This window comes from Pseudomonas sp. LjRoot277 (assembly GCF_964253845.1).
Lineage (GTDB): Bacteria > Pseudomonadota > Gammaproteobacteria > Pseudomonadales > Pseudomonadaceae > Aquipseudomonas.
In genome coordinates, this window is sequence record NZ_CAXURI020000001.1 from 1515861 (window position 1) to 1538559 (window position 22699).

At 60.1% G+C, this 22699-nt stretch carries 25 protein-coding genes; 12 read left to right on the forward strand and 13 right to left on the reverse strand.

Annotated elements, in window-relative coordinates:
- Positions 1-81 precede the first annotated feature (81 nt).
- Entirely contained in the window at positions 82-726 is a 645-nt protein-coding gene (locus ACSQ87_RS07195; RefSeq protein WP_223432967.1) for a glutathione S-transferase N-terminal domain-containing protein, read from the reverse strand.
- 147 nt (positions 727-873) lie between these two features.
- Here ACSQ87_RS07195 and ACSQ87_RS07200 point away from each other — a divergent pair, with 147 nt between their 5' ends.
- Positions 874-1425: a cysteine hydrolase family protein gene (locus tag ACSQ87_RS07200; RefSeq protein ID WP_223432966.1), complete on the forward strand. Its 552-nt coding sequence runs from the start codon at positions 874-876 to the stop codon at positions 1423-1425.
- Positions 1426-1563: 138 nt separating this feature from the next.
- On the opposite strand, the gene ACSQ87_RS07205 is transcribed toward ACSQ87_RS07200, so the two are convergent.
- Genes ACSQ87_RS07205 through ACSQ87_RS07220 form a run of 4 tightly spaced genes read right to left on the reverse strand, consistent with a single transcriptional unit; the run spans position 1564 to position 3287 of the window.
- Positions 1564-1773 carry an SEC-C metal-binding domain-containing protein gene (locus ACSQ87_RS07205; protein WP_223432965.1) on the reverse strand — a complete coding sequence of 70 codons (210 nt, stop codon included), beginning with the start codon at positions 1771-1773 and terminating at the stop codon, positions 1564-1566.
- Complete coding sequence (locus ACSQ87_RS07210; RefSeq protein ID WP_223432964.1) at positions 1770-2264, reverse strand: LEA type 2 family protein; 495 nt, start codon at positions 2262-2264, stop codon at positions 1770-1772. Before ACSQ87_RS07210 ends, ACSQ87_RS07205 begins: the two co-directional genes overlap by 4 nt.
- A gap of 44 nt (positions 2265-2308) precedes the next feature.
- Positions 2309-2785: a YchJ family protein gene (locus tag ACSQ87_RS07215; protein WP_223432963.1), complete on the reverse strand. Its 477-nt coding sequence runs from the start codon at positions 2783-2785 to the stop codon at positions 2309-2311.
- Positions 2786-2789: 4 nt separating this feature from the next.
- Positions 2790-3287 (reverse strand): DUF6231 family protein, encoded by a 498-nt coding sequence (locus tag ACSQ87_RS07220; RefSeq protein WP_150654871.1) that lies wholly within the window; start codon positions 3285-3287, stop codon positions 2790-2792.
- Positions 3288-3477: 190 nt separating this feature from the next.
- Between ACSQ87_RS07220 and ACSQ87_RS07225 the strand changes: the two genes are divergently transcribed.
- The 4 genes from ACSQ87_RS07225 to ACSQ87_RS07240 all read left to right on the forward strand — a co-directional run bounded on the left by ACSQ87_RS07225 (position 3478) and on the right by ACSQ87_RS07240 (position 6157).
- Positions 3478-4173, forward strand: a complete 696-nt coding sequence (locus ACSQ87_RS07225) for an OmpA family protein (RefSeq protein ID WP_223432962.1) — start codon at positions 3478-3480, stop codon at positions 4171-4173.
- A 90-nt stretch (positions 4174-4263) separates the two neighbouring features.
- Positions 4264-4980 (forward strand): OmpA family protein, encoded by a 717-nt coding sequence (locus tag ACSQ87_RS07230; protein ID WP_223432961.1) that lies wholly within the window; start codon positions 4264-4266, stop codon positions 4978-4980.
- A gap of 147 nt (positions 4981-5127) precedes the next feature.
- Positions 5128-5406 carry a DUF1145 domain-containing protein gene (locus ACSQ87_RS07235; RefSeq protein WP_150654874.1) on the forward strand — a complete coding sequence of 93 codons (279 nt, stop codon included), beginning with the start codon at positions 5128-5130 and terminating at the stop codon, positions 5404-5406.
- Positions 5399-6157, forward strand: a complete 759-nt coding sequence (locus ACSQ87_RS07240) for a collagen-like protein (RefSeq protein WP_223432960.1) — start codon at positions 5399-5401, stop codon at positions 6155-6157. Before ACSQ87_RS07235 ends, ACSQ87_RS07240 begins: the two co-directional genes overlap by 8 nt.
- Before the next feature lie 137 nt (positions 6158-6294).
- Here ACSQ87_RS07240 and ACSQ87_RS07245 read toward each other — a convergent pair whose 3' ends face one another.
- Entirely contained in the window at positions 6295-6759 is a 465-nt protein-coding gene (locus ACSQ87_RS07245) for a CopD family protein (RefSeq protein ID WP_223432959.1), read from the reverse strand.
- 99 nt (positions 6760-6858) lie between these two features.
- On the opposite strand from ACSQ87_RS07245, the gene dinG reads away from it, so the two are divergent.
- The 5 genes from dinG (at position 6859) to pdxH (ending at position 14722) form a co-directional block, all read left to right on the forward strand.
- Positions 6859-9003: an ATP-dependent DNA helicase DinG gene (dinG, locus tag ACSQ87_RS07250; RefSeq protein ID WP_008153901.1), complete on the forward strand. Its 2145-nt coding sequence runs from the start codon at positions 6859-6861 to the stop codon at positions 9001-9003.
- A gap of 95 nt (positions 9004-9098) precedes the next feature.
- Complete coding sequence (locus ACSQ87_RS07255) at positions 9099-11531, forward strand: beta-galactosidase (RefSeq protein ID WP_223432958.1); 2433 nt, start codon at positions 9099-9101, stop codon at positions 11529-11531.
- Positions 11532-11670: 139 nt separating this feature from the next.
- A complete protein-coding gene (locus tag ACSQ87_RS07260; RefSeq protein ID WP_223432957.1) occupies positions 11671-12816 on the forward strand; it encodes a serine hydrolase domain-containing protein in 1146 nt (381 codons plus the stop codon).
- A gap of 112 nt (positions 12817-12928) precedes the next feature.
- On the forward strand, positions 12929-14050 hold the full coding sequence (locus tag ACSQ87_RS07265) for an OmpA family protein (RefSeq protein ID WP_223432956.1): 1122 nt from the start codon (positions 12929-12931) through the stop codon (positions 14048-14050).
- Positions 14051-14074: 24 nt separating this feature from the next.
- Positions 14075-14722, forward strand: coding sequence for a pyridoxamine 5'-phosphate oxidase (gene pdxH / locus ACSQ87_RS07270; protein ID WP_436273571.1), 648 nt, complete (start codon positions 14075-14077; stop codon positions 14720-14722).
- A gap of 5 nt (positions 14723-14727) precedes the next feature.
- Here the strand turns inward: pdxH and ACSQ87_RS07275 are convergent, their stop codons facing one another.
- A complete protein-coding gene (locus tag ACSQ87_RS07275; RefSeq protein WP_223432954.1) occupies positions 14728-14964 on the reverse strand; it encodes a hypothetical protein in 237 nt (78 codons plus the stop codon).
- A 168-nt stretch (positions 14965-15132) separates the two neighbouring features.
- Between ACSQ87_RS07275 and ACSQ87_RS07280 the strand changes: the two genes are divergently transcribed.
- On the forward strand, positions 15133-15597 hold the full coding sequence (locus tag ACSQ87_RS07280) for a glycine zipper 2TM domain-containing protein (protein WP_150654882.1): 465 nt from the start codon (positions 15133-15135) through the stop codon (positions 15595-15597).
- A 66-nt stretch (positions 15598-15663) separates the two neighbouring features.
- Here ACSQ87_RS07280 and ACSQ87_RS07285 read toward each other — a convergent pair whose 3' ends face one another.
- The 4 genes from ACSQ87_RS07285 to nhaA form a co-directional block, all read right to left on the reverse strand.
- Complete coding sequence (locus tag ACSQ87_RS07285) at positions 15664-15915, reverse strand: pyocin S6 family toxin immunity protein (protein WP_223432953.1); 252 nt, start codon at positions 15913-15915, stop codon at positions 15664-15666.
- A 124-nt stretch (positions 15916-16039) separates the two neighbouring features.
- Positions 16040-16294, reverse strand: coding sequence for a colicin E3-like toxin immunity protein (locus ACSQ87_RS07290; RefSeq protein ID WP_223432952.1), 255 nt, complete (start codon positions 16292-16294; stop codon positions 16040-16042).
- 7 nt (positions 16295-16301) lie between these two features.
- Positions 16302-17528, reverse strand: coding sequence for a colicin E3/pyocin S6 family cytotoxin (locus ACSQ87_RS07295; RefSeq protein ID WP_223432951.1), 1227 nt, complete (start codon positions 17526-17528; stop codon positions 16302-16304).
- Positions 17529-17649: 121 nt separating this feature from the next.
- On the reverse strand, positions 17650-18837 hold the full coding sequence (gene nhaA / locus ACSQ87_RS07300) for a Na+/H+ antiporter NhaA (RefSeq protein WP_436273572.1): 1188 nt from the start codon (positions 18835-18837) through the stop codon (positions 17650-17652).
- Between the two features lie 239 nt (positions 18838-19076).
- Here nhaA and ACSQ87_RS07305 point away from each other — a divergent pair, with 239 nt between their 5' ends.
- Positions 19077-20171 carry a PLP-dependent cysteine synthase family protein gene (locus tag ACSQ87_RS07305; RefSeq protein WP_223432949.1) on the forward strand — a complete coding sequence of 365 codons (1095 nt, stop codon included), beginning with the start codon at positions 19077-19079 and terminating at the stop codon, positions 20169-20171.
- Between the two features lie 144 nt (positions 20172-20315).
- Here the strand turns inward: ACSQ87_RS07305 and ACSQ87_RS07310 are convergent, their stop codons facing one another.
- Together ACSQ87_RS07310 and ACSQ87_RS07315 are read right to left on the reverse strand one after the other, a co-directional pair.
- On the reverse strand, positions 20316-21929 hold the full coding sequence (locus ACSQ87_RS07310; RefSeq protein ID WP_223432948.1) for an NAD(P)/FAD-dependent oxidoreductase: 1614 nt from the start codon (positions 21927-21929) through the stop codon (positions 20316-20318).
- Between the two features lie 95 nt (positions 21930-22024).
- Positions 22025-22690: a COG3650 family protein gene (locus ACSQ87_RS07315; protein ID WP_223432947.1), complete on the reverse strand. Its 666-nt coding sequence runs from the start codon at positions 22688-22690 to the stop codon at positions 22025-22027.
- Between the last annotated feature and the right edge of the window lie 9 nt (positions 22691-22699).

Below are 22699 nucleotides of genomic sequence, written 5' to 3' on the forward strand. Positions count from 1 at the left end.
AGCTCCTGCGGGGGGTAGCGTCATTAAAGGCGCTACGTTAGTGAGCAGGAGGTGCCCGCGCAAGCGGGGTATCAGGTTATTTCAGGATTTAGGCGGATTGACCTTGGCCACCAGGGCATACGCCTTCACCGTCGCCGGACGGCTCTGGATGTGGTTGAACCAGCGCAGCACGTTGGGGAAGTCTTCCAGGTTCTGGCTCTGCCATTTGTGGGAAACGATCCACGGGTAGATCGCCATGTCGGCAATGCTGTATTCGCTGCCGGCGACGAAGTCTTTATCGGCCAGCTGCTTGTCGAGGACCCCGTAGAGGCGGGCGGTCTCGTCAATGTAGCGCTTGATCGCGTAGGGGATGTTCTCCGGCGCGAACCGACTGAAGTGATGATTCTGCCCGGCCATCGGCCCCAGGCCACCCATCTGCCAGAACAACCATTGCAGCGCTTGCTGGCGACCACGCAGGTCTTTGGGCAGGAACTTGCCGGTTTTCTCTGCCAGGTACAACAGAATCGCCCCGGACTCGAACAGTGCTAATGGCTCACCGCCATCGGCCGGTTCGGGATCGACGATGGCCGGAATTTTGTTGTTCGGGGAGATTTTCAGGAATTCGGGTTTGAACTGGTCGTTCTGGCTGATGTTGATCGGGTGCACGTTGTACGGCAGGCCGGCTTCTTCCAGGAATATCGAGATTTTGTGGCCGTTGGGGGTGGTCCAGTAATACAGGTCGATCATGGAGTACTCCAAATCAAAAGATGTCGTTACTTGCGGACAGCAAACGCCGGCATCAGGTCGTCCTGTTTGCGTTCGATAGCTTGCCTGTAGGAGGAGGTGATGCTGAAGTGCGGGAAATTCAATGACCCCGCATGAGAAAAAAACGGCATGGAGCTCAAAACAAACGCGGCGCTGATCATCATCGATCAACAAAAAGGCATTCTGCATCCCAAACTCGGTCGCCGAAATAATATTCAGGCCGAGCAGCGAATTCTCGATTTGCTGGGGCATTGGCGTCGAACCGGGCGACCGGTCATTCATGTACAGCACCTGTCCCGTTCACCTGACTCGGTGTTCTGGCCGCAGCAATCGGGGGTGGAATTTCAGGAACGGTTTCAGCCACAGACCGGTGAGCAGCTTATTCAAAAGCAGGTGCCGGATGCGTTTTGTGCGACGGGGCTGGAAGCGAGTTTGCGAGAGGCAGGTATCGATCAGTTGGTCATTGTCGGAGTAGCGACCAACAACTCGGTGGAATCCACGGCACGAACGGCCGGGAATCTGGGGTTTGAAACGTGGGTGGCGGAGGATGCGTGTTTTACGTTCGACAAGGCTGACTACTTTGGTAAAGCCCATACAGCCGAGGAAGTGCATGCGATGTCGCTAGGAAATTTGCACGGGGAATACGCGACGGTCGTCAGCTCTGTGCAGATCTTGAAGTGAGGGTGACTTTGAGGGCCTCTTCGCGAGCAGGCTCGCTCCCACACTTGACCGTATCTACCTTGTGAACGCGATCAAATGTGGGAGCGGGCTTGCTCGCGAAGGCGATTCAACAGGCGAAAAAGATCTTCGCCCGAAGCATCAAGCGCCGTGGCACTTCTTGAATTTCTTGCCGTTGCCACAGGGGCAAGGGTCGTTGCGGCCGACGTCTTTCAGGGCGTTACGCACCGGTTCCTGGTGGGCGTGGCCGCAGTTCGGGCCGTGGACATGGCCATGGTCGTGATCAGGGTGGTCGTGATGGTCATGATCGTGGTTGCAGTCAGGGCCATGGACATGGGGTTGCTGGGTCATCGGTTTTGCTCCGGAATTAAATCGGCGGGGATTATCACGCCATTGCGCGCCAGGTGCACGTAGTGCGCGATGAATAAACCGGTTTCCAGTTCACCTTCCAGACGATAGGGAATGGGCTGCTTGGGTTTTTTCAGCAGTTTCACCAGATCCCGCACCTTGGGCCACAGGTTGGTGCGGATCGGCACTTTGAAGTAGGCACTGTGCTTGGGCCCGACCGTGAACCAGTGTTCGTGTTCACCTTCGGTCAACAGCATGTCGCCCAAGTGAATGCGGTACTCGATGCCCCGCACCGTCAGATCGCTGTCGTTGGGGTTGTCGACGCGAAAGTGCAGCAGGAATCGCTGCTGCATCAGTTTGGCCTGGACCACTTCGACCTTGGCCAGGTGCACCTGCGGCTCCGGCAGATCGTCGCCGAACCAGGACGCGCAGCCGCCGAGCCCCAGAAACAGGAGCAGGGTGAGGGTTTGAAAGACGCGCCGCTGACTGAGCATGGAGGGACTCCCTTTGATGCCCAGTCTAGCCTCTCGGGGTTACCTCAACTGCTGAAATAACCCGCACAACACTTCTTGAACTTCTGCCCGCTGGCGCAAGGACACGCATCATTACGCCCGGCCTTGAGTTGTACGGTGGGGTCGATGAAGTACCAGTGGCCGGCGTTCTGCACGAACGAGGAGCGCTCGCGGTGGCTGTGTTCACCGCTGCCGTCGTGCCAGCGAGCGGTAAAGGTCACGAAGGCATGTTCAGGCTGACCGCCGAAGACCTCGGAGCTTTCCACTTCAAGGCCCAGCCAGGTGCTTTGGACGCTCCAGTCGCTGATGGACTGCCGATCCAGGCCTGCCTGTTGTGCGGGCAGGGTGGTCGCCACCAGATAATCGATCAGCCCCAGCACGTAGGCGCTGTAGCGCGAACGCATCAAAGCTTCGGCACACGGCGCTGGATGGCCAGCATGGTAATGGCCGCAGCAGGCATCCAGCAGGGTGCCGCTGCCGCAGGGGCAAATGGATGTACTCATTGCGTTACCACCAATATTTCCCGAAGTTTTCCGGATTGGCCCAAAACCGTGAGTTGAGCCAGTCGGGGACTTGTTTGTAGTCAAGCAGATCATAGGTGAACAGGGTCAGCACTTGATCGTCGCGCTGGAAGCGTTCGCTGGCTTGCAGGGCCAGGGAGAAAAAATCGGTTTCCTGCCAGCCGCTGGCCGGCAAGTCCGCCAGCACCGCAATGCGACTGGCGTTGAGGTTACGGACCCCGCCAAGCAGGTTCAGGCCATCGCGTTTGGGCAAGTGTTCGAGGCAATCGACCACCAATGCCAGGTCAAATCGGCGCGCCGCCAATTCAGCCGGCAACGCCCCGGGTGCCGCATGGGCCACACAAGTGTCCGGGTGCGCCAGCTTGAAGGCCTCAAGCGCGGGGAACTCGCTGGCGCCAATCAGCAACAGGCGCGCGGGGGCATAACGATCAAGCAAAGCGGCCAACGCCTGCTGGGGCGTGCGCGAAGAAATACCTGCAATCATCGAAGATCCTCAATCAGAACTGCCAAGACTAGCCTGCTCAAAGAGCCGGGCCTAGAGGTGGTTTGCCCCAAAAGCGCCGATGCGCCGTGAACACGGGATAAAACTGCAATGGCCTATTGCTGGCGGAGATTAAAACTCGGGTCTTTACTACCTGAATCGGTTCTAAGCCGATCCCTCAGGAGAAAACTAGATGAGCATAGTTCGGACAGCATTACCCTTGGTTCTGCTAACCAGTGTGTTGACTGGTTGCGCAGGTTTGCAGAAAACCGACTGGCCGACCTGTGCGGCGGTCGGTGGTGTCGTGGGTGCAGGTCTCGGCGCAACCGAGAGCTCGGCATGGGCGGGGTATGGCGCGCTGCTCGTCGGCGGCACGGCGGCGGCCTATTGCTGGGTTCACGGTGATGGCGACGAAGACGGCGATGGCGTGCCGGATAGCCGCGACAAGTGCCCGGGAACACCTAAAGGCGTGCGCGTCGATGCCGACGGTTGCCCTCCACCGGTGCCTGCACCAGTGGTCGAAGAAGCAGCCGTGGTTAAAGAAGAAGTCATCGTCATTCGCGATGTTCACTTCCAGTTCGACAAGGCCACACTTACCCCCGCAGACAAAGTTGTACTCGATAAAATCGCCACTCGCTTGAAAGGGGAAGCGCCTAACGCCCAACTGACTGTAACCGGTCACACCGACAGCGTTGGCAGCGATACGTATAACCAGAAACTGTCGGATCGTCGTGCGCACTCGGTGGTTGAATACCTGATTTCCCAAGGTGTACCGCGCAGCAGCTTCGTCTCTGTTACCGGTGCCGGTGAAAGCCAGCCGGTTGCCGATAACAAAACCGCTGACGGCCGCGCGATGAACCGTCGCACGGAAATCAAAATCAACCGCTAAACCCCTCGTACTCCGCGGCTTGTGCAGTCGCGGATGCGGGTCTTTACTCCTGTGTGACCGGCATTGGCCGGTAACACAGGAGCTTTCACCATGAGTGTTTTCACACGGACCGTCTTGCCGGTTGTGCTGCTGGGCAGCCTGTTGACCGGTTGCGCTACTCACAGCGATGGCACCGCCCCCCTCAATCAACGAACCTGGCCAATCTGCAGCGTTATCGGCGGCCTGGTCGGTGGCGGTCTGGGCGCTCTCGAAAGTGGCGGTTGGGCGGCCGGTGGGGCGGCGCTCGGTATCTTGACCGGTGGCTTGATCTGTTACGCCCAGGATGGCGACGAAGACGGCGATGGTGTCTTCGACCGACGTGATCGCTGCCCTGATACGCCGGCCAATACCCCCGTCGAACATCATGGTTGCCCAATGCCGCAGTACCCGGCCAGCGTGAAACCTGAACCTGTGCAATCGGAGGTCATCACCCTGAGTGACGCGGGCGACGTACTGTTTGCCTTCAACCAATCCGAACTGACCCCTGCCGCGCAGAGCAAGCTGGATTCGCTGATGCCCAAACTGCAAAGCGCCGATGTGGTGAGCATCAAGGTGATCGGACATACCGACAGCGTCGGCTCGGACACCTATAACCAGGCACTCTCGGAACGTCGCGCCAGCAGCGTGGCGGCCTACCTGTTGAGCCAGGGCGTGGCGCCGAACAAGCTCACCAGCGAGGGCAAGGGCCAAAGTCAGCCGGTGGCCGATAACGAAACGGAAGAAGGACGGGCGAAAAACCGTCGGGTGGAGTTGCACGTCAATCGCTGAGCCCCGTGATAGAGCCGTCGGACGACAATTAAGATTGGTTCGGCGGCCATTCGGCGGTCTTCATGAAGAATTTTTCGTCGCCCTCTGGCTTATCCCGCGTGGAAGCCGGTACTGTGCGTGCAAAGAATAATTCTCAACGGGGGGCGTATGAACGTGTTTTGGGGGCTGGGGAAGTTGTTGACCCTGCTGTTCTGGCTGGTGGTGCTGGTCAATCAGCTCATGCCGTTTGTCAATCCTCTGCATCTGTTGGTCGATCTGGCCGGCGGCCTGCTGGCATCCCTTCATCTTCTTGAGGCGGTGTTCTGTTTCCGCAGCCTCAGAGGTCGCGCCCACCCTTGGCTTGATCGCCTGAAGATCCTTTTTTTCGGCGTTTTCCACCTGCAAACCATCCCGGCTCCGACCGCGCCTAAGGCTTCCCATGCGTAAACTCTGTCTGCTCGCTGCACTCATCAGCCCGTTGGCCTGCGCCCAGGTGGTGAGCGTCGAAACCAACTCGCTGATGCGTTTGCCCAACACCGCCAGCACCTTGCAGCTGGAACGCCTGGAAGTGGCCGACTACGGCACGTTGTTGATTCCCTCGAATGTGACCGAGGTCACCGTCGGCGAATTGCGTCTGGGACGTGAAGCGCGGATCGCCATCGTACCCGGCGAACAGCCGTTTGAGCTGAAGGTCAGTCGTGCGCAGTTGTCGGAAGGCAGCCAGATCACGGCTCGCGGTGCGCCGGGAACTTACCTCAAGGCAGCCCGCTCCGGGCGTAACCTCAACTTGCAGATCAAGGCACTGAGTGCGCCGCAATTGTTGGTGGACGCTCGCGGCGGTGCGGGCGCGCCGGGTTTCGTCGGTCTCGATGGGGCCAACGGTCAGGCACCGGGTTGTACCTGGGGCCAGGCCGGTCGCGGTGCCGATGGCAGTGATGGCAGCGACGGTCAGGCCGGCGCTCCGGGTGCACTGGTTCGTTTGGAAGTGCCGCGTGATTTCCCGACGGAACTGATCAAGGTTCAGGTGGCTGGCGGTGACGGTGGTGTGGCCGGGCCTGGCGGTAAACCGGGCGCGGGTGGCAAGGCCAAGGGCTGCTTTGTTTACAAGGCTGATGGCGGCAAGAACGGCAGACCGGGTGTTGATGGTCAGCCGGGGCCTGCGGGTGCGGCGGGGGCGGTGACTGTTCAGCGGTTGTAAGAACGCCCCAGACCCCTGTGGCGAGGGGACTTGTCCCCGTTGTGCTGCGAAGCGGCACCAAACCGGAGAGTGTCTGGTTTACGACTGCTGCGCAGCCGAACGGGGACAAGTCCCCTCGCCACAAAAGCTGTGAGGCTTTAGAAGGTAGGCCGAGCCGCAGCAATCGCCACCAGCACCAACCCGACCATCAGATTAATCCCCACCAACTTGCGAATTTTCCCAAGCGTCGCAGCCCCGGTCGGCCAGTCCTGCGCCGCCACCGCCGTACGCAACTCCGGCAACAACAACGCCTGAATCCGGATAAACAGCGCCGTCATCACCACGTACAACCCCATCATCACCTGCACATACCGCGGCGCCGCTTCAAAACCGCTGTACTGCAGATGAATCATGCCCACACCGCTGACCGGCAACAGCACCACCGCGACCCAGACCCAGCGGAAAAAACCTTGAAACACTTCTACCCACAGCTTCAGCCGGGCAGGGCCCTCCAGCGCCTTCATCGCCGCGGGCCGCAAGACCATCCACGCGAAAAACATGCCACCAACCCAGACCAGGGCGGACAGGACATGCAGGGTGTAAACGATGCCAAAAGGTGTCATTGGGGTACTCCGTTCTGCGCGGGATTAATTAGCGGGGTATGATAGCGGCCGAACCGAACCACTGAAAATTTATCCAGCGTTTTTTGCGCCCGACAATCCATGATCAGCACTGAACTCAAAACCACGATCCAGGGCGCCTACTCGCGTTTTCTCGAAGCCAAGAGCCTCAAGCCGCGCTACGGCCAACGCCTGATGATCGCCGAAATTGCCAAGGTCCTCGGTGACATCGACACCGACGACGAAGGCCGGCGCAGTGGCGACCCCGCGATTGTCGCGGTGGAAGCCGGCACCGGTACCGGCAAAACCGTGGCCTACAGCCTGGCCGCCATCCCCACGGCCAAGGCCGCCGGCAAACGCCTGGTGATTGCCACGGCCACCGTGGCCCTGCAAGAACAGATCGTCTACAAGGATTTGCCCGACCTGATGCGCAACAGCGGGCTGAACTTCAGTTTCGCCCTGGCCAAGGGGCGCGGGCGCTACATGTGCCTGTCCAAGCTCGACATGTTGCTCCAGGAAGGTCACGCGCAAACCGCCACGGCGCAGCTGTTCGAAGAAGAAGGCTTCAAGATCGAGGTCGACGAGGCCAGTCAGAAGCTGTTCACCAGCATGATCGAGAAACTCGCCGGCAATAAGTGGGACGGCGACCGCGACAGTTGGTCCACCGCACTGGAAGATGCCGACTGGGCGCGCCTGACCACCGATCACAGCCAATGCACCAATCGCCATTGCCCGAACTTCGGCCAGTGCGCCTTCTACAAGGCCCGCGAAGGCATGGGCAAGGTTGACGTGATCGTCACCAACCACGACATGGTCCTTGCCGACCTCGCGCTGGGCGGCGGTGCCGTGCTGCCGGACCCGCGCGACACCATCTACGTGTTCGACGAAGGCCACCACCTGCCGGACAAGGCCATCGGCCATTTCGCCCATTACACGCGTCTGCGGTCCACCGCCGACTGGCTGGAAACCACCGCCAAGAACCTCACCAAGTTGCTGGCCCAGCATCCGCTGCCGGGCGACCTGGGCAAGTTGATCGAACAAGTGCCGGAGTTGGCGCGGGAGATCAAGACCCAGCAGCAATTCATGTTCAGCGCCTGCGAGCAGGTCGCCGATTTCAAGCCCGGCGAAGACGTTGAAGGTCGCGAGCGGCCGCGTCACCGCTTCGTCGGCGGGGTGATTCCCGAGCACATGCGCGAGATGGGTGTCGAGCTGAAGAAGGGCTTTGCCCGTCTGACCGACCTGTTCACTCGGCTCACCGAACTGCTCAAGGAAGGCATGGACGGCGAGGTCAACATCGGCATCGCCAGTAACCAGGCCGAAGAGTGGTATCCGCTGTTCGGCAGCCTGTTGTCCCGTTCCTCGGGCAATTGGGAATTGTGGGTGGCGTTCACTGCTGAAGACCCGGAAGACAACCCGCCCATGGCCCGTTGGCTGACGTTGGCCGAAAGCGGCTCGCTGTTCGACATCGAGGTCAACGCCAGCCCGATCCTCGCGGCGGAAATGCTCCGTCGCAATTTGTGGAACGTCGCCTACGGCGCGCTGGTGACCTCCGCGACCCTGACCGCGCTCGGTACCTTCGACCGCTTCCGCATGCGCGCCGGCCTGCCGAAAAAAGCCGTGACCGCTGTGGTCCCAAGTCCCTTCCATCATGCCGACGCCGGCGTGCTGCGAGTGCCGGACCTGAAGGCCGATCCGCGTGATGCGCCGGCCCACACCGCGGCGATCATCCGTGATTTGCCGGCCTTGGTGGAAGGTTCGCGCGGCACCCTGGTGCTGTTCTCCTCGCGCAAACAGATGCAGGACGTGTTCGACGGCCTCGACCGCGACTGGCGCAAGCAGGTGTTCATTCAAGGCAACCTGTCGAAACAGGAAACCCTGAACAAACACAAGGCGCGCGTCGACGGTGGCGATTCCAGTGTGTTGTTCGGCCTGGCCAGTTTCGCCGAAGGGGTCGACTTGCCCGGTGCCTACTGCGAGCACGTGGTGATCGCGAAGATTCCATTCTCGGTGCCCGATGATCCGGTCGAAGCGGCCCTGGCCGAGTGGATCGAAGCACGGGGTGGCAATCCGTTCATGGAAATCTCCGTGCCGGATGCTTCGCTGAAGCTGGTCCAGGCCTGCGGTCGCTTGCTGCGCACCGAAGAAGACCGCGGAACCATCACCTTGCTCGATCGACGTCTGGTGACCCAGCGTTATGGCAAAGCGATCCTCAATGCGTTGCCACCCTTCCGTCGAGAAATTTCCTGATACACCGGTGGGCAAATTTGCCCACCGCGTTGTCTATCTCTCTGCCATCGCTTTTCCACTGGCCCATCCGGGTCGTTAGGGAGAATTTCGTTCTCATGATTCGCCGTTCGCTGCGCCGTTCGTTACCTGCCGTTTTCGCTCTGATGTTCGCAGCCCCTTTGCTGGCGGCTCCTGCCGGCCAACAGACGCTGTTCAACTTTGTGCGCCCCGCCGATGTGGTCCAGGTGGCGACTCAGGACGCCAGCCTGCCGCAATCCAACGCCGAGCAAACGGCCGAAGGCGAAGTGTTGCGTCGGGTGACGTTCAACCCGGTGGCACAACCGACCTTGCGTCTGACCCCGCAGACTGGCGCCTGGGACTGGTCGCAGTCGGGCTTCATGAGTTTGCGGATTCAGAGCGCAATGAACTGGGCCGTGACCCTGTACGTGAAAATCCAGAGCAACGACGGCAAGACACTGGTCAGCCGCGTCGACTTGCCGGCCGGCCCTGCGCAAACCTTGTTGGTGCCGCTGCAGCCCTTTACGCCATTGAGCCTTGGCCTGAAAGCCGGCCCGCCGATGCCGATCACTTTTGAGGGGCAGCGCGTATTGCTGGCCAGCAGCGCCGGTGAGCTGGAGCGCAGCCAGGTGGTGTCGGTGACCTTGTCGATGGATCAGCCAAAAGTCGCCCAAAGCATTCTGCTGGAACGCTTTGGCGTGCAGGACGGCGATGCGGTTACCCAAGCGGCTTTTGGCGGCCTTGTAGACGCTTACGGCCAGTCGGCCCGGGCCAAATGGCCAGAGAAAGTCAGCAGCGACGAGCAACTGAAAAGCGCCGCCGCCAAGGAACAGCAGCAACTGAAAACCTGGCTGGCCGAGCGCGAGAAGTCGTCCCTGGACAAGTTTGGTGGCTGGAACAAAGGTCCGGCCTTCAAGGCCAGCGGGTTTTTCCGCACTGAGAAGCGCGACGGTCGCTGGTACCTGGTGACCCCGGAAGGCCACCCGTTCTATTCGCTCGGGGTCAACACCGTCACCCCGGACGTCGACCAGACCTACGTCGCCGGCCGCGAGTGGATGTTTGAATCGCTGCCCAAACCCGACGAGCCTCTGGCCAGCCATTATGGCGAAGGCGATAACCGTGGTGGCAACGGCGTCGATCAGGGCCGAGGCTACAATGCCGGTCGCTGGTACGACTTCTATGGTGCCAACTTGCAGCGTCTGTATGGTCCGCCGTGTGTGTTGACCAGCGACACCAAGGCCGGTGTCGCCGAATCCGCGAAGACCGGCGCCGTTGAAGCGACCGCCGCGAAAGCAGCTGAGCAAACACCTGCCGAACCCTGCAAAGCGCTGGTTGATGAACAACGCTGGGCCAGCCACACCCTTGATCGCCTGCAAGCCTGGGGCTTCAACACCCTCGGCAACTGGAGCGCCCCGGCGTTGGCCAGCGCTGATCGCGTGCCGTACACCTTGCCGCTGTCGATCGTCGGCGATTACGCCAGCATCAGCACCGGCACCGACTGGTGGGGCGGCATGCCCGATCCGTTCGACCCACGATTCGCCATGGCCACCGAACGTGCCGTGGCCATCGCCGCGCGCGACCATCGCGACGATCCGTGGCTGATCGGCTACTTTGCCGACAACGAATTGGCCTGGGCCGGTCCCGGCGACGACCCGAAAGCCCGTTACGCCTTGGCCTACGGCACCTTGAAAATGACTACCGACGTGCCGGCCAAGCGCGCATTCCTCAAGCAATTGCGGGACAAGTACCGCAATCAGGCAGGCCTTTCCAAAGCCTGGGGCATTGATTTGCCGGCCTGGGAATTGATGGAAGACCCGGGCTTCGTGCCGCCGCTGCCAAGCGCCGAATACCCGGAAATCGAAGCCGACTTCAAATACTTCCAGAAGGTCTTCGCCGACACGTACTTCAAGACCCTCTCCGACTCGCTCAAGTGGCACGCGCCGAATCAGCTGTTGCTGGGTGGCCGGTTTGCTATCAGCACCCCGGAAGCGGTTGAGTCCTGCGCCCAGTATTGCGACGTGCTGAGCTTCAACATGTACACCCTGCAACCGCAGGACGGGTATGACTTCGCCAAATTGCGCAGCCTGGACAAACCTGTGCTGATCACCGAGTTCAACTTTGGCTCCGCGGATCGCGGCCCGTTCTGGGGCGGCGTGACGCAATTGGCGAAGGAAGAAGACCGTGGGGCCGCTTACGCCAATTTCCTCAAACAGGCGATGAGCGAACCGTCGATCGTCGGCGTGCACTGGTTCCAATACCTTGACCAACCGGTTACCGGTCGTCTGCTGGATGGCGAGAACGGTCACTTCGGGCTGGTGGGCATTACCGATCTGCCGTTCCAGGGCTTCGTCGACAGCGTGCGCAAGAGCAATTTGCAGACCGTCGATCAGCTCGGTAAAGAGGCCGAGAAGGCCAGCGCCGAAGCTGAAAAAGCCAGCCATGCCGCCGAGGGCGACCGAAAAGGCGACGCCGGCAAAGGCCCGGGGCAGGGCGCTGGTCATGCGGGTGGGCATTCCGGCAATGGCCACTGAGTGCTGACAAGTACGTAAGATTTACTGAGTGTTTCACTCGGGCGGGATGGCGACCGCCCGGCCCGGCCCTGTTTCCAAAACCTTCAATGGCTGGAACAATGCGGCCACTTTGTAGAGCGTTTATCCAGAGGAGTTGCGGGTGCAGATTCAGGGTTTTTACGAGCTGAAGTTCGAAGCGGTGCGTGAGGCTTTCGCGGCGCTGTTCGACGATCCTCAGGAACGTGGCGCAGCGTTGTGCATCCAGATTGGCGGTGAAACCGTGGTCGACCTTTGGGCCGGCACCGCTGACAAGGACGGCACCGAAGCCTGGCACAGCGACACCATCGCCAACCTGTTTTCCTGCACCAAGACCTTTACCGCCGTGACTGCCCTGCAACTGGTGGCCGAAGGCAAGCTGCAACTGGATGCTCCGGTTGCCCGCTACTGGCCCGAGTTCGCCGCCGCCGGCAAAGCGTCCGTGACCCTGCGTCAATTGCTCTGCCATCAGGCCGGTCTACCGGCACTGCGTGAGCTGTTGGCCCCGGAAGCCCTTTACGACTGGCAAACCATGGTTGACGCCCTGGCCGCCGAAGAACCGTGGTGGACGCCGGGGGTTGGTCACGGTTATGCGGCAATCACCTACGGCTGGCTGGTCGGTGAGTTGCTGCGTCGTGCCGACGGTCGTGGGCCGGGTGAGTCCATCGTGGCACGGGTCGCGAAGCCTTTGGGCCTGGATTTCCACGTCGGCCTGGCGGACCAGGAGTTCCATCGCGTGGCGCACATCGCCCGTGGCAAGGGCAATGTCGGCGATGCCGCCGCCCAGCGCTTGCTGCAAGTGACCATGCGCGAGCCGACGGCCATGACCACGAGGGCGTTCACTAACCCGCCGTCGATCATGACCAGCACCAACAAACCCGAGTGGCGACGCATGCAGCAGCCGGCCGCCAATGGTCACGGCAATGCCCGCAGCCTGGCCGGGTTCTATGCGGGTCTGCTCGATGGCAGCTTGCTGGAAAGCGAAATGCTCGAGGAACTGACGCGCGAGCACAGCCTCGGCGAGGACAAGACTTTACTGACCCGGACCCGTTTCGGCCTGGGTTGCATGCTCGATCAACCGGACGTCCCCAACGCCACCTACGGCCTCGGCCCTCGTGCGTTCGGTCATCCGGGTGCGGGCGGTTCCACCGGTTTTGCTGACCCGGAACACGATGTGGCCTTCGGCTTTGTGACAAATACCCTAGGGCCGTACGTCTTGATGGATCCGCGCGCGCAAAAGCTTGTGCGGGCACTGGCCACTTGTCTGTAAATCACGCTCAGGGGTTCCAGGGCCGGAACCCCAAGGCCTTTATGGTTTCCAAGCGTCTGTTTATCCGGGTCAACCCGGCCTGATTTTTCATTACCTATTTTGTGGATATTCAATGTCATCCAATAAAACTCTCGCTTTGGCCCTGTGCTTCGCTATTACCGGTTGCGCACAAACTCCACAAAATGACTCGGATGGCAGCAGCTGGTGGCCGTTCGGTTCTTCCGACAAAGTCGCCGCTAAAGGTCCGGCTCCGACCCCAGCCCCGGCACCTTTGAAGCCTGCCGCGATTGCTCCGGTTGCCAAGGCTGAAAGCTCCAACCCTTGGTACTGGCCATTCGGTTCCGAAGAAGTTCTCGACAAGAAGCCAGAGGTAAAAGCTGAAGCCAATCCTGAAGCCAAACCGGTCGAGGTGGCCAAGGCCAAGGCCAAGGCTGAGGCCGATGCAGGTGGCAATTGGTGGTGGCCGTTCGGCGGCAAAGAGCAAAGCACTGCTAAAGCCGTGCCGATGCCCGATCCTAAAGTTACCCAGGCCTGGCTCGACGACTACGAACCGCGTCTGCGCGCAGCGATCAAGGACAGCAATCTGCAACTCGAACGTCGTGAAAACGTGTTGGTGGTGACCGCGCCAGTAGAAGGCTCGTTCAACCCTGACCGTCCGGCCATGCTGCTGCCGGTGACCCTCGGTCCGTTCACTCGCGTCGCGAAAATCCTTGAAGTCGATCCGAAAACCGCCGTGCTGGTTCTCGGCCACAGCGATACATCGGGCGCCGCACCGGCCAACGTGAAACTGAGCCAGGAGCGTGCCCAGGCCGTGGCAGCGATTTTCCGCCTCAGCGGTCTGCAGCGTGATCGCCTGATGTTGCGCGGTATGGGTGGCGAAGCCCCGCGTGCTGCCAACGACAGCAATGAAGGCCGTGCCTTGAACCGTCGCATCGAACTGCTGGTGACCCCGCAAAACACCATGGTCGCGTTACTGAGTAAGTACAACATGCCGGCGCCAGCGCCAGTGAAGTTGGTCGCTGCCCAGGACGTCAAGCCAGTGGTCAAGCCGGTCACCCCGGCACCAGCCGCGAAGAAAGCGGCTGTGCCTGCTGCGAAAAAAGCCCCGGCCAAGAAAGCCGCCGCCAAGAAGGCACCGGCTAAAACTGCAACGCCGGCGAAAAAGACTGCTCCGGCCAAAGCCACTGCCGACACGAAAAAAGTCGCCGACGCCGCCGATACTGTAAAAAAGTGATTCGTTAACCAAAAGGAATGCGCCATGACCCAGGGCCTGGCTGATATGCGTCGCGACTACACCCGTGATGGCCTGACCGAGGCGCAAGCCCCGGCCGAGCCATTCGCGCTGTTCCATCAGTGGTTCGCCGACGCGGTGAAAACCGAGCAGGCGCCGGTGGAAGCCAACGCCATGACCCTGGCCACCGTCGATCAGGACGGTCGGCCGCATTGCCGCATTCTGCTGCTCAAGGGACTGGACGAGCAGGGTTTCACCTTCTTCACCAACTACGACAGCGCCAAGGGTCAGCATCTGGCCGCGAACCCGTTCGCGGCCATGACCTTTTTCTGGCCGGCCCTGGAGCGCCAGGTGCGCATCGAGGGGCGGGTGGTGAAAGTCACGCCTGAAGAGTCCGACGCCTACTTCCAGGTCCGTCCACTGGGCAGCCGCCTCGGTGCCTGGGCTTCGCCCCAGAGCCAGGTAATCGCCGATCGTGCCGAGCTGGAAGCGCTGCTCAAGAACACCGAGCAACGTTTCAGCGACACGCAACCTCATTGCCCTGAGCACTGGGGCGGTTATCGTTTGTTACCGGAGCGTATCGAGTTCTGGCAAGGCCGTCCGAGCCGCCTGCACGATCGCCTCAACTACCGCTTTCAGGGCGCCGACTGGATTCTTGAACGTCTGGCACCTTAAGCCGTCTACCGATCGGGATAGCCTGCCGCAGCGGCTTCAAGCCACTGGGGCAGGTCTCGGCGCTTGATTTTCTGCGCTTGAGCGTTCGCCAGTTGCTGGAGCATGAACGCCTTTTTATGCTCGTCTTTACCCGCCAGTGCCAACGCCAGATCGCGGTCCATCCAGCGTTTGATCCGCACGTATAGCCACCCGTGGAAATACAATCCGGCAACGGTAGTGACGACAATAATGAAGTAATCCATGACAATCCTTGGGGCAGCGACGCAGATTCCGGAATTTGCCGCTACTGTGTGGTGAGTTCGTGGAGGTGCCTGTACCGGGCCTGAATCAAACCAATTTTATCCGGGCGATGCCGTGACAGGCGTCAAGCTGCGGAGTTTAATGAATACCTGTCCTTTGGAGTTGATGCTATGCGTAAGTCTGTTCTGCTGGTTGCTTCCTTTTCCACGATGGCGATGTTGCTCACTGGCTGCCAATCGAGCCTGACCGGTGACTCCTACTCCCGTGACGAAGCGCGTCGCGTGCAGACCATTCGCATGGGTACGATCGAATCCCTGCGACCGGTCAAAATCGAAGGCACCAAAACCCCAATCGGCGGCCTTGCCGGTGCGGCGGTGGGTGGCGTTGGCGGCAGCGCTATCGGTGGCGGTCGTGGCAGCATCGTTGCTGCAGTTATCGGCGCCGTCGCTGGCGGCCTGGCAGGTTCTGCAGCCGAAGAAGGCCTGACCCGCACTCAGGGCGTGGAAATCACCGTGCGTGAAGACGACGGCAGCATGCGCGCCTACGTACAACAGGTTCAGGAGAATGAAGTATTCCGTGTTGGTGAGCGGGTGCGGATTGCTACTGTAGATGGGACTAGCCGCGTTTCGCATTAAGCGGGAATACGGGTAAAAGAAAACCCCGATCAGGTGACTGGTCGGGGTTTTGTTTGTTAAGGATTGTCACGACGCGGCGCGGGGACCTATGAAATATTCCAGCCCCTCGGGGAAGTCGACTTCTAGTAGTTCTGCAACCAGTAGGATTTGAGCAGCTGTTAGCTCCAGCTCTCCAGGCTCTATTTCTTCCAGTTTTTTTGACTCGGTCAATTGAGCTAATGCCTGGTTCAATTCATAGTCTTTGATGGTCAATTGGAACTGCAATGAATTATCTTGTTTTTCATCAGGGTGAAAACCGGCGATGGATAGATAGCGCACGTTTTTTATCTTCAGTCATTTTGAGGTCCTTCTACCTGGCTTCGCAGCCCTCGAAAAGGCTGCGCGACGTTAACGAAAATTGGCTGACCATCCGGTCAGCGGTAAGTTGAGTGTCTCGGCGGGGTTACCAGTTCTCGCGATAATCGAAAGATAGTTGGTGATCGTAGGCGGCCAGGTCAATTAGGTGGCGAAAGTAGGGTTGAATAATGGCAACCCAATGGCTGCCAACATCAAAGCCTCCATTGTTAATATTGTTTTCGACGGGGATGCCGAGAGCATCAAGTATTGACTCATCGTCACCTAAATCTTTGGAGGACTCTTCCCCCTCACAAATTTCAGTTTGCTTGTCATACCATTCCAACCTTAGTTTCAGTCCCATCGTCGTCTCACAAGTATTTTTTGGGGATGTTGCGTTTAGATTGAGCATCGTCACGTCGCTCACCTGTTATGGGGTCAAATGCTCCCAAGTGACTCCCATTACTTGCGCGATAAGCTTCCAGCTCCCCATGCATAGAGTCCCACTCGTAGATGGTTTTGCCCTTTGCATCAATCCAGCGCTCTCTAAGTCCTCCGCCTCCTACGATGGGATTCTTTTTCTTGGCCTTTCTAAGGCCCGGAAATGCAGTGATTTCTTCGGTTTTTGGTGCTGGATGATAACTGTGACCAGCTGCTGGCAAGCCTTTACGAGGCGCGCTGATCACAACATATAGCGGCGACACCCCAGAACCAACCGGAAATACAAGAATGAAATCCTTGTACTCAGGCGGATAAACCGGATTCACGATGATGCTATCCGCCGCTTTCGTCGGCGGATAAACCCAAATATGCGGCGCTTGCGGCGCAGCTTCCAGCGCTGGAATGCCGAGGATGTCGGAACCATCCACAGCCGGTGTCCAGATCAGCTCAACACCATCCCCCAGATCCGCCACCTGCTGACTGCCACGCAATGTGAATTGCACGACATCAACCATTTCCCAATCGCGGTTTTTTCCGGTGTAGAAACCGTATCCTTTGAGACTACCGTCAGCCTGTTGCTCGATTCTCAGCCGAACGCGAGTTCGAGCCTGTTTCAGGGCGCGCAACTGGTCTTCGGTATAGAGCGCGCTGTCGCCCAGGCTCGGCGTCCAGAAAAACGCGACCAGGCCGGCCAATATGGCGGTTCCAGCAGCACTGAGTGCTGCGGTGGGAACGGCGAGAGTCGGTGTGCGAAGAGCCATTCGGCCGATGCCAAGCGAGACGGTGCTGCCACTGATCGTTTCAAGATTCAGCAGCCCTGCATCGTCTACCTCGCGAGCACCGAGCCAGGCGACTTCTCCGTAGTCCTTGAGGCTATCGGTGGGTACCATTCCCGAAGGATTCGAGTAATCGATGATGGCGTCCGGCAGCTTGCAGGACTTGGCGAAGACGCAGCCCGCGCGAACGACTTCATGCTTTTTCGCGGCAACCTCACGACTCCGTTCGAAGGCGTCTTGCCTTGCGAGCATGGCGTCGTAAGCGTTTTGTCTGGCGTCCCGCGCGGCCAGTTCGGTAGCCGTCATAAAGCGGTGAGTGACGTGATGACCGTCGCCTGACGGAGGGTTCTGAACCCGGGGAATGTCCTTGTTGCCAGCCACTGATCTTCCTTGCGTTCGTCCGTCGACAGCCCCCAAAAAAGGGGCTGTGCGACGTTAACGAACGAGGCTGATCGTGGCTGTAGGACGAGTCTTGAATGACTCTAGGAGTTGTCTCTGTTTATCAGGATTGCAGAACGGTGCTCTTGCGACTCGCTGCCGCCGTCACCGCATAACCAATCAGCGCCGCCAGTATCGACCCGGTCAAAATTCCCATCCGATCCATCCCGGCGTATTCACTGACACCCGGTACAAACGCCAGGGAGCCGACAAACAGGCTCATGGTGAAGCCGATGCCGCAGAGGATTGCCACGCCCAATACCTGGCCCCAGTTGGCGCCTTGGGGCAGGGCGGCGATGCCGATTTTCACGGCCAACCAGGTCAGGCCGAAGACGCCTAGGGTTTTGCCCAGCAGCAGGCCAACCGCGATGCCCATCGGTACGTGGTGAGTGAAGCTTTCGACGGTCACGCCACTCAGGGACAGGCCGGCGTTGGCGAACGCGAACAGTGGCAAGATGCCGTAGGCCACCCATGGATGCAGGGCGTGTTCGAGGGTCAGCAGCGGCGACGGTTCGGCGTTTTTCGTGCGCAGTGGAATGCAGAAGGCCAGGGTCACACCGGCCAGTGTCGCGTGGACGCCGCTCTTGAGCACGCAAACCCAAAGGATCAGGCCGATGATCATGTACGGCCCGAGCTTGACCACCCCGAGCCGGTTCATCGCGATCAGCGCCACGATGCACGTCGCGGCCAGAGACAGCGAAAGGGTCGAGAGCGTACCCGAGTAGAAGATCGCAATGACGATGATTGCGCCGAGGTCATCAATGATCGCCAAAGTCATCAGGAACAGCTTCAGCGACACCGGCACCCGCTTACCCAGCAGGGCCAGTACGCCGAGGGCGAAGGCGATGTCGGTGGCCATCGGGATGGCCCAGCCACTCAGGGCTGCCGGGTCTTCGCGGTTCAGAAACCAGTAGACCAACGCCGGAACCACCATGCCGCCAATCGCCGCCGCGCCGGGCAGGACGATTTGCGACGGTTTCGACAGTTGACCGTCAAGAACTTCGCGCTTCACTTCCAGCCCGATCAGCAGGAAAAACAGGGCCATCAGGCCGTCGTTGATCCATAGCAGCGCCGGTTTGGCGATTTGCAACGCGCCGATCTGCGCCACTACCGGAGTGTCCAGAAAGCTGCTGTAAAGCCACGACAGCGGGGAATTGTTGATGATCAAAGCCAGGGCAGCAGCGGCGATCAATAACAGACCGCTGGCAGCTTCCAACTGGAAGAAACGCGTGAAAGTGCTACGCAGAGGCAAGGTCGCTCTCCATCGATGAATTCAAAAGGTGGCACACCCTAACCCGTACCGTTAGTTGTTAAAACAAAAGTTATATTCTTTTTTGTTATATGCCGTTACAACGCGAACGACCGTCAGGGACCTGAGCCTAGCAGTTGTCGGGCGTATTGAACCTCAGCTGTATCTGTGCGTGATGTAGGTTTTTTCCTAAGCTTGTTAGCTGAGCCTTGCAACAAGGCCGAATCAACGAGAAAACCACCATGAGCGACAACCGACAGTGGGCCCGCGAAGCCATCCGGATCATCGAAGCCGACTTCCAGCGCAGCGCCGACACCCACCTGATCCCCTTGCCGCTGCCGGGTTTTCCGGGCATCGAGTTGTATTTCAAGGATGAGTCCAGCCATCCCACCGGCAGCCTGAAGCACCGCTTGGCGCGCTCGCTGTTTCTGTATGCGCTGTGTAACGGCTGGCTCAAGCCCGGGGCGCCGGTGATTGAAGCGTCCAGCGGTTCAACGGCGATTTCCGAGGCGTACTTCGCCAGTTTGCTGGGCTTGCCGTTCATTGCGGTGATGCCGGCGACCACCTCCAAGGAGAAGATCGCGCAGATCGCCTTCTACGGCGGCAAGAGTCATCTGGTCGACGATCCGACGCAGATCTACGCCGAATCCGAGCGGCTGGCTCGCGAACACGATGGGCATTTCATCGACCAGTTCACCTATGCCGAGCGCGCTACCGACTGGCGGGCGAACAACAACATCGCCGAGTCGATCTTCCAGCAAATGCGCTTCGAGCTGCACCCCGAGCCGAGCTGGCTGATTTCCAGCCCCGGCACCGGCGGCACCACCGCGACGCTGGGCCGTTACGTGCGTTATCGCCAACATTGCACCCGCGTGCTCTGCGCCGATGCCGAGCGCTCGGTGTTCTTCGATTACTACCAGACCGGCGATGCCAGTTTGCGCCTGGATTGCGGTTCGCGGATTGAAGGCATCGGCCGGCCTCGGGTGGAAGCGTCGTTCCTGCCCAAAGTGATCGATGCGATGGTCAAGGTGCCGGACGCGTTGTCTCTGGCGGCCATGCATTACCTGGCGCAGCGTTTGGGACGACGGGTCGGCGGGTCGAGCGGTACTAACCTGATCGGCGCGTTGATGGCGGCCCAGCAGATGGCAGCGGCGGGGGAGTCGGGGTCAATCGTGGCGATTTTGTGTGATGGCGGCGAGCGTTATGCCACCACCTATTACGATCAGGCTTGGCTCAAGGCCCAGGGGTATGAGTTGAGTGGTTTGATGGATGCCGTGGCGGGGAGTGTCGAGCGCGGTGAGCTGCTGCCGGCCACCGTTCTGCGCGCCAATATCTGAGATTGTTCAGCACTGAAGATCCAATGTGGGAGCGGGCTTGCTCGCGAATACGGTTTCACATTCAACAGAGATGTTGGCTGATCCACCGCTTTCGCGAGCAAGCCCGCTCCCACAGGGTTTTGCATTTATTCCAGGTAATGCAGGTCAGGCCTTGAGGCCTAGGATGTCGCGGGCCACAGCTTCTGCAATCCGAATCCCGTCGACACCCGCCGACAGAATCCCGCCCGCATAACCCGCGCCTTCACCCGCCGGGAACAAGCCTTTCACGTTCAGGCTCTGCATCGACTCGTCACGGGTAATCCGCAGCGGCGACGACGTACGCGTCTCGATCCCGGTCAACACGGCGTCGTGCAGAGAGTAACCGCGAATCTGCTTCTCGAACGCTGGCAAGGCTTCGCGAATGGCTTCGATGGCAAACGCCGGCAAGGCCAGCGCCAAATCACCCAAGGCAACCCCCGGTTTGTAGGAGGGTTCTACGCTGCCCAACTCGGTGGAAGGCTTGCCGGCAATGAAGTCACCGACCAGTTGCGCCGGTGCTTCGTAGTTACTGCCGCCCAGCACAAAGGCGTGGGATTCCAGGCGTTCCTGCAACTCGATCCCCGCCAGCGGGCCGCCCGGATAATCGACTTCCGGGGTGATCCCGACGACGATCCCGGAGTTGGCGTTGCGCTCGTTACGCGAGTATTGGCTCATGCCGTTGGTGACCACGCGGCCCGGCTCGGACGTCGCCGCCACCACGGTGCCGCCCGGGCACATGCAGAAGCTGTAGACCGAACGCCCGTTGCTGGCGTGGTGCACCAGTTTGTAGTCGGCGGCCCCGAGTTTCGGGTGGCCGGCGTACTTGCCCAAGCGCGCGCGGTCGATCAGCGATTGCGGGTGTTCGATGCGGAAACCCACCGAAAACGGCTTGGCTTCCATGAACACGCCACGGCCGTGGAGCATACGGAAGGTGTCGCGGGCGCTGTGGCCGAGGGCCAGAATCACGTGTTTCGAATGGATCTGCTCGCCGCCATTGAGCTCGACGCCGACCAGTTGGCCGTCCTCGATCAATACGTCGGTAACGCGCTGCTGGAAGCGCACTTCGCCACCCAACGCGCGAATCTGCTCACGCATGTTTTCCACAACACCGGTCAGACGGAACGTACCGATGTGCGGTTTGCTGACGTAGAGAATTTCTTCCGGCGCGCCTGCTTTTACAAACTCGTGCAGGACTTTGCGACCGATGAATTTCGGGTCCTTGATCTGGCTGTAGAGCTTGCCGTCGGAGAATGTCCCCGCGCCACCTTCACCGAACTGCACGTTGGACTCCGGGTTAAGCACGCTTTTACGCCACAGACCCCACGTGTCCTTGGTGCGCTGACGCACTTCGGTGCCGCGCTCGAGGATGATCGGCTTGAAGCCCATTTGCGCGAGCAGCAGCCCGGCGAAAATCCCGCACGGACCGAAGCCCACCACGACAGGACGTTGCTCAAGATCAGCCGGCGCCTGGCCGACCGCTTTGTAGCTGACATCCGGCGCCACGTTGACGTTACGGTCATCGGCGAACGTGTGCAGCACCGTCGCCTCATCGCGAACGTTGAGGTCGATGGTGTAGATGAAGCACAGTTCGGAGGACTTTTTGCGCGCATCGTAGCTGCGCTTGAACAAGGTGAAATCGAGCAGGTCATCACTGGTGATGCCCAAGCGCTGCACGATGGCAGGGCGCAGGTCTTCTTCGGGATGGTCGATCGGCAGCTTGAGTTCGGTGATTCGTAACATGACAGGATCCGGTTCGCGGGGCGCACAACTGCGCCAAGGCGTTTGAAGCCCGCGATTATAAGCCTCAAAGAATGATTCCCGTGAGGCTAAAACGATCAGTCGTTACGCGATCCGCCGAAATACCCGCAGCCACGCTGAACCTGGCCGTCTACGCGCAGTTCGGCACTCATGTGCTGGACGCTGCCGGTGGTGCTGTCGACGCAACGTTGCGGCGCGACCCACAGTTCAATGCGTTGGTTATTGGCTTCGGTGCTGAGGTTGAAGCGGCCATCGCCCAGTTGCTCTTCAACGTAGGGCACGGCCAATGGCGGCTGACCGGCGCGCTCGATGACCATGCCTTTGCCGCTGACTTTCACGTTCCACTCAGGCCCATGGCCGGCGGCGCGCAGGATAAGCAATTTGAAATTCGGATCGTTGCACGCGGTGCCCGAGCGCTCGACGCGGTACAGCTGCGCAAGATCGAGGCGGTTGTCGGCACCACTGGCGTTGACTCGGCCGCGCACGTCGGCAAACAGCTTGCCCTGGGCATCGGCCAGGGTTGCGGCCTCTTGCAGGACGCTGGTGCCGCCGGTGTCGTTGACCACATAACTGCGCTGCTCATTGCACGGCTGGAACAACAGCTTGCCGTCGGCCGCCGTCAACTGGCCCTGCATGCGGGTCTGGCCCACGTGGGAGGCACTTTCACGCGGGCCATCGAGCAACTGGCAAGCGGCGAACAGCGGAAGCAGGGCAACAAGGACTAAGGAACGGGCAACACGCATCTTTGAGTC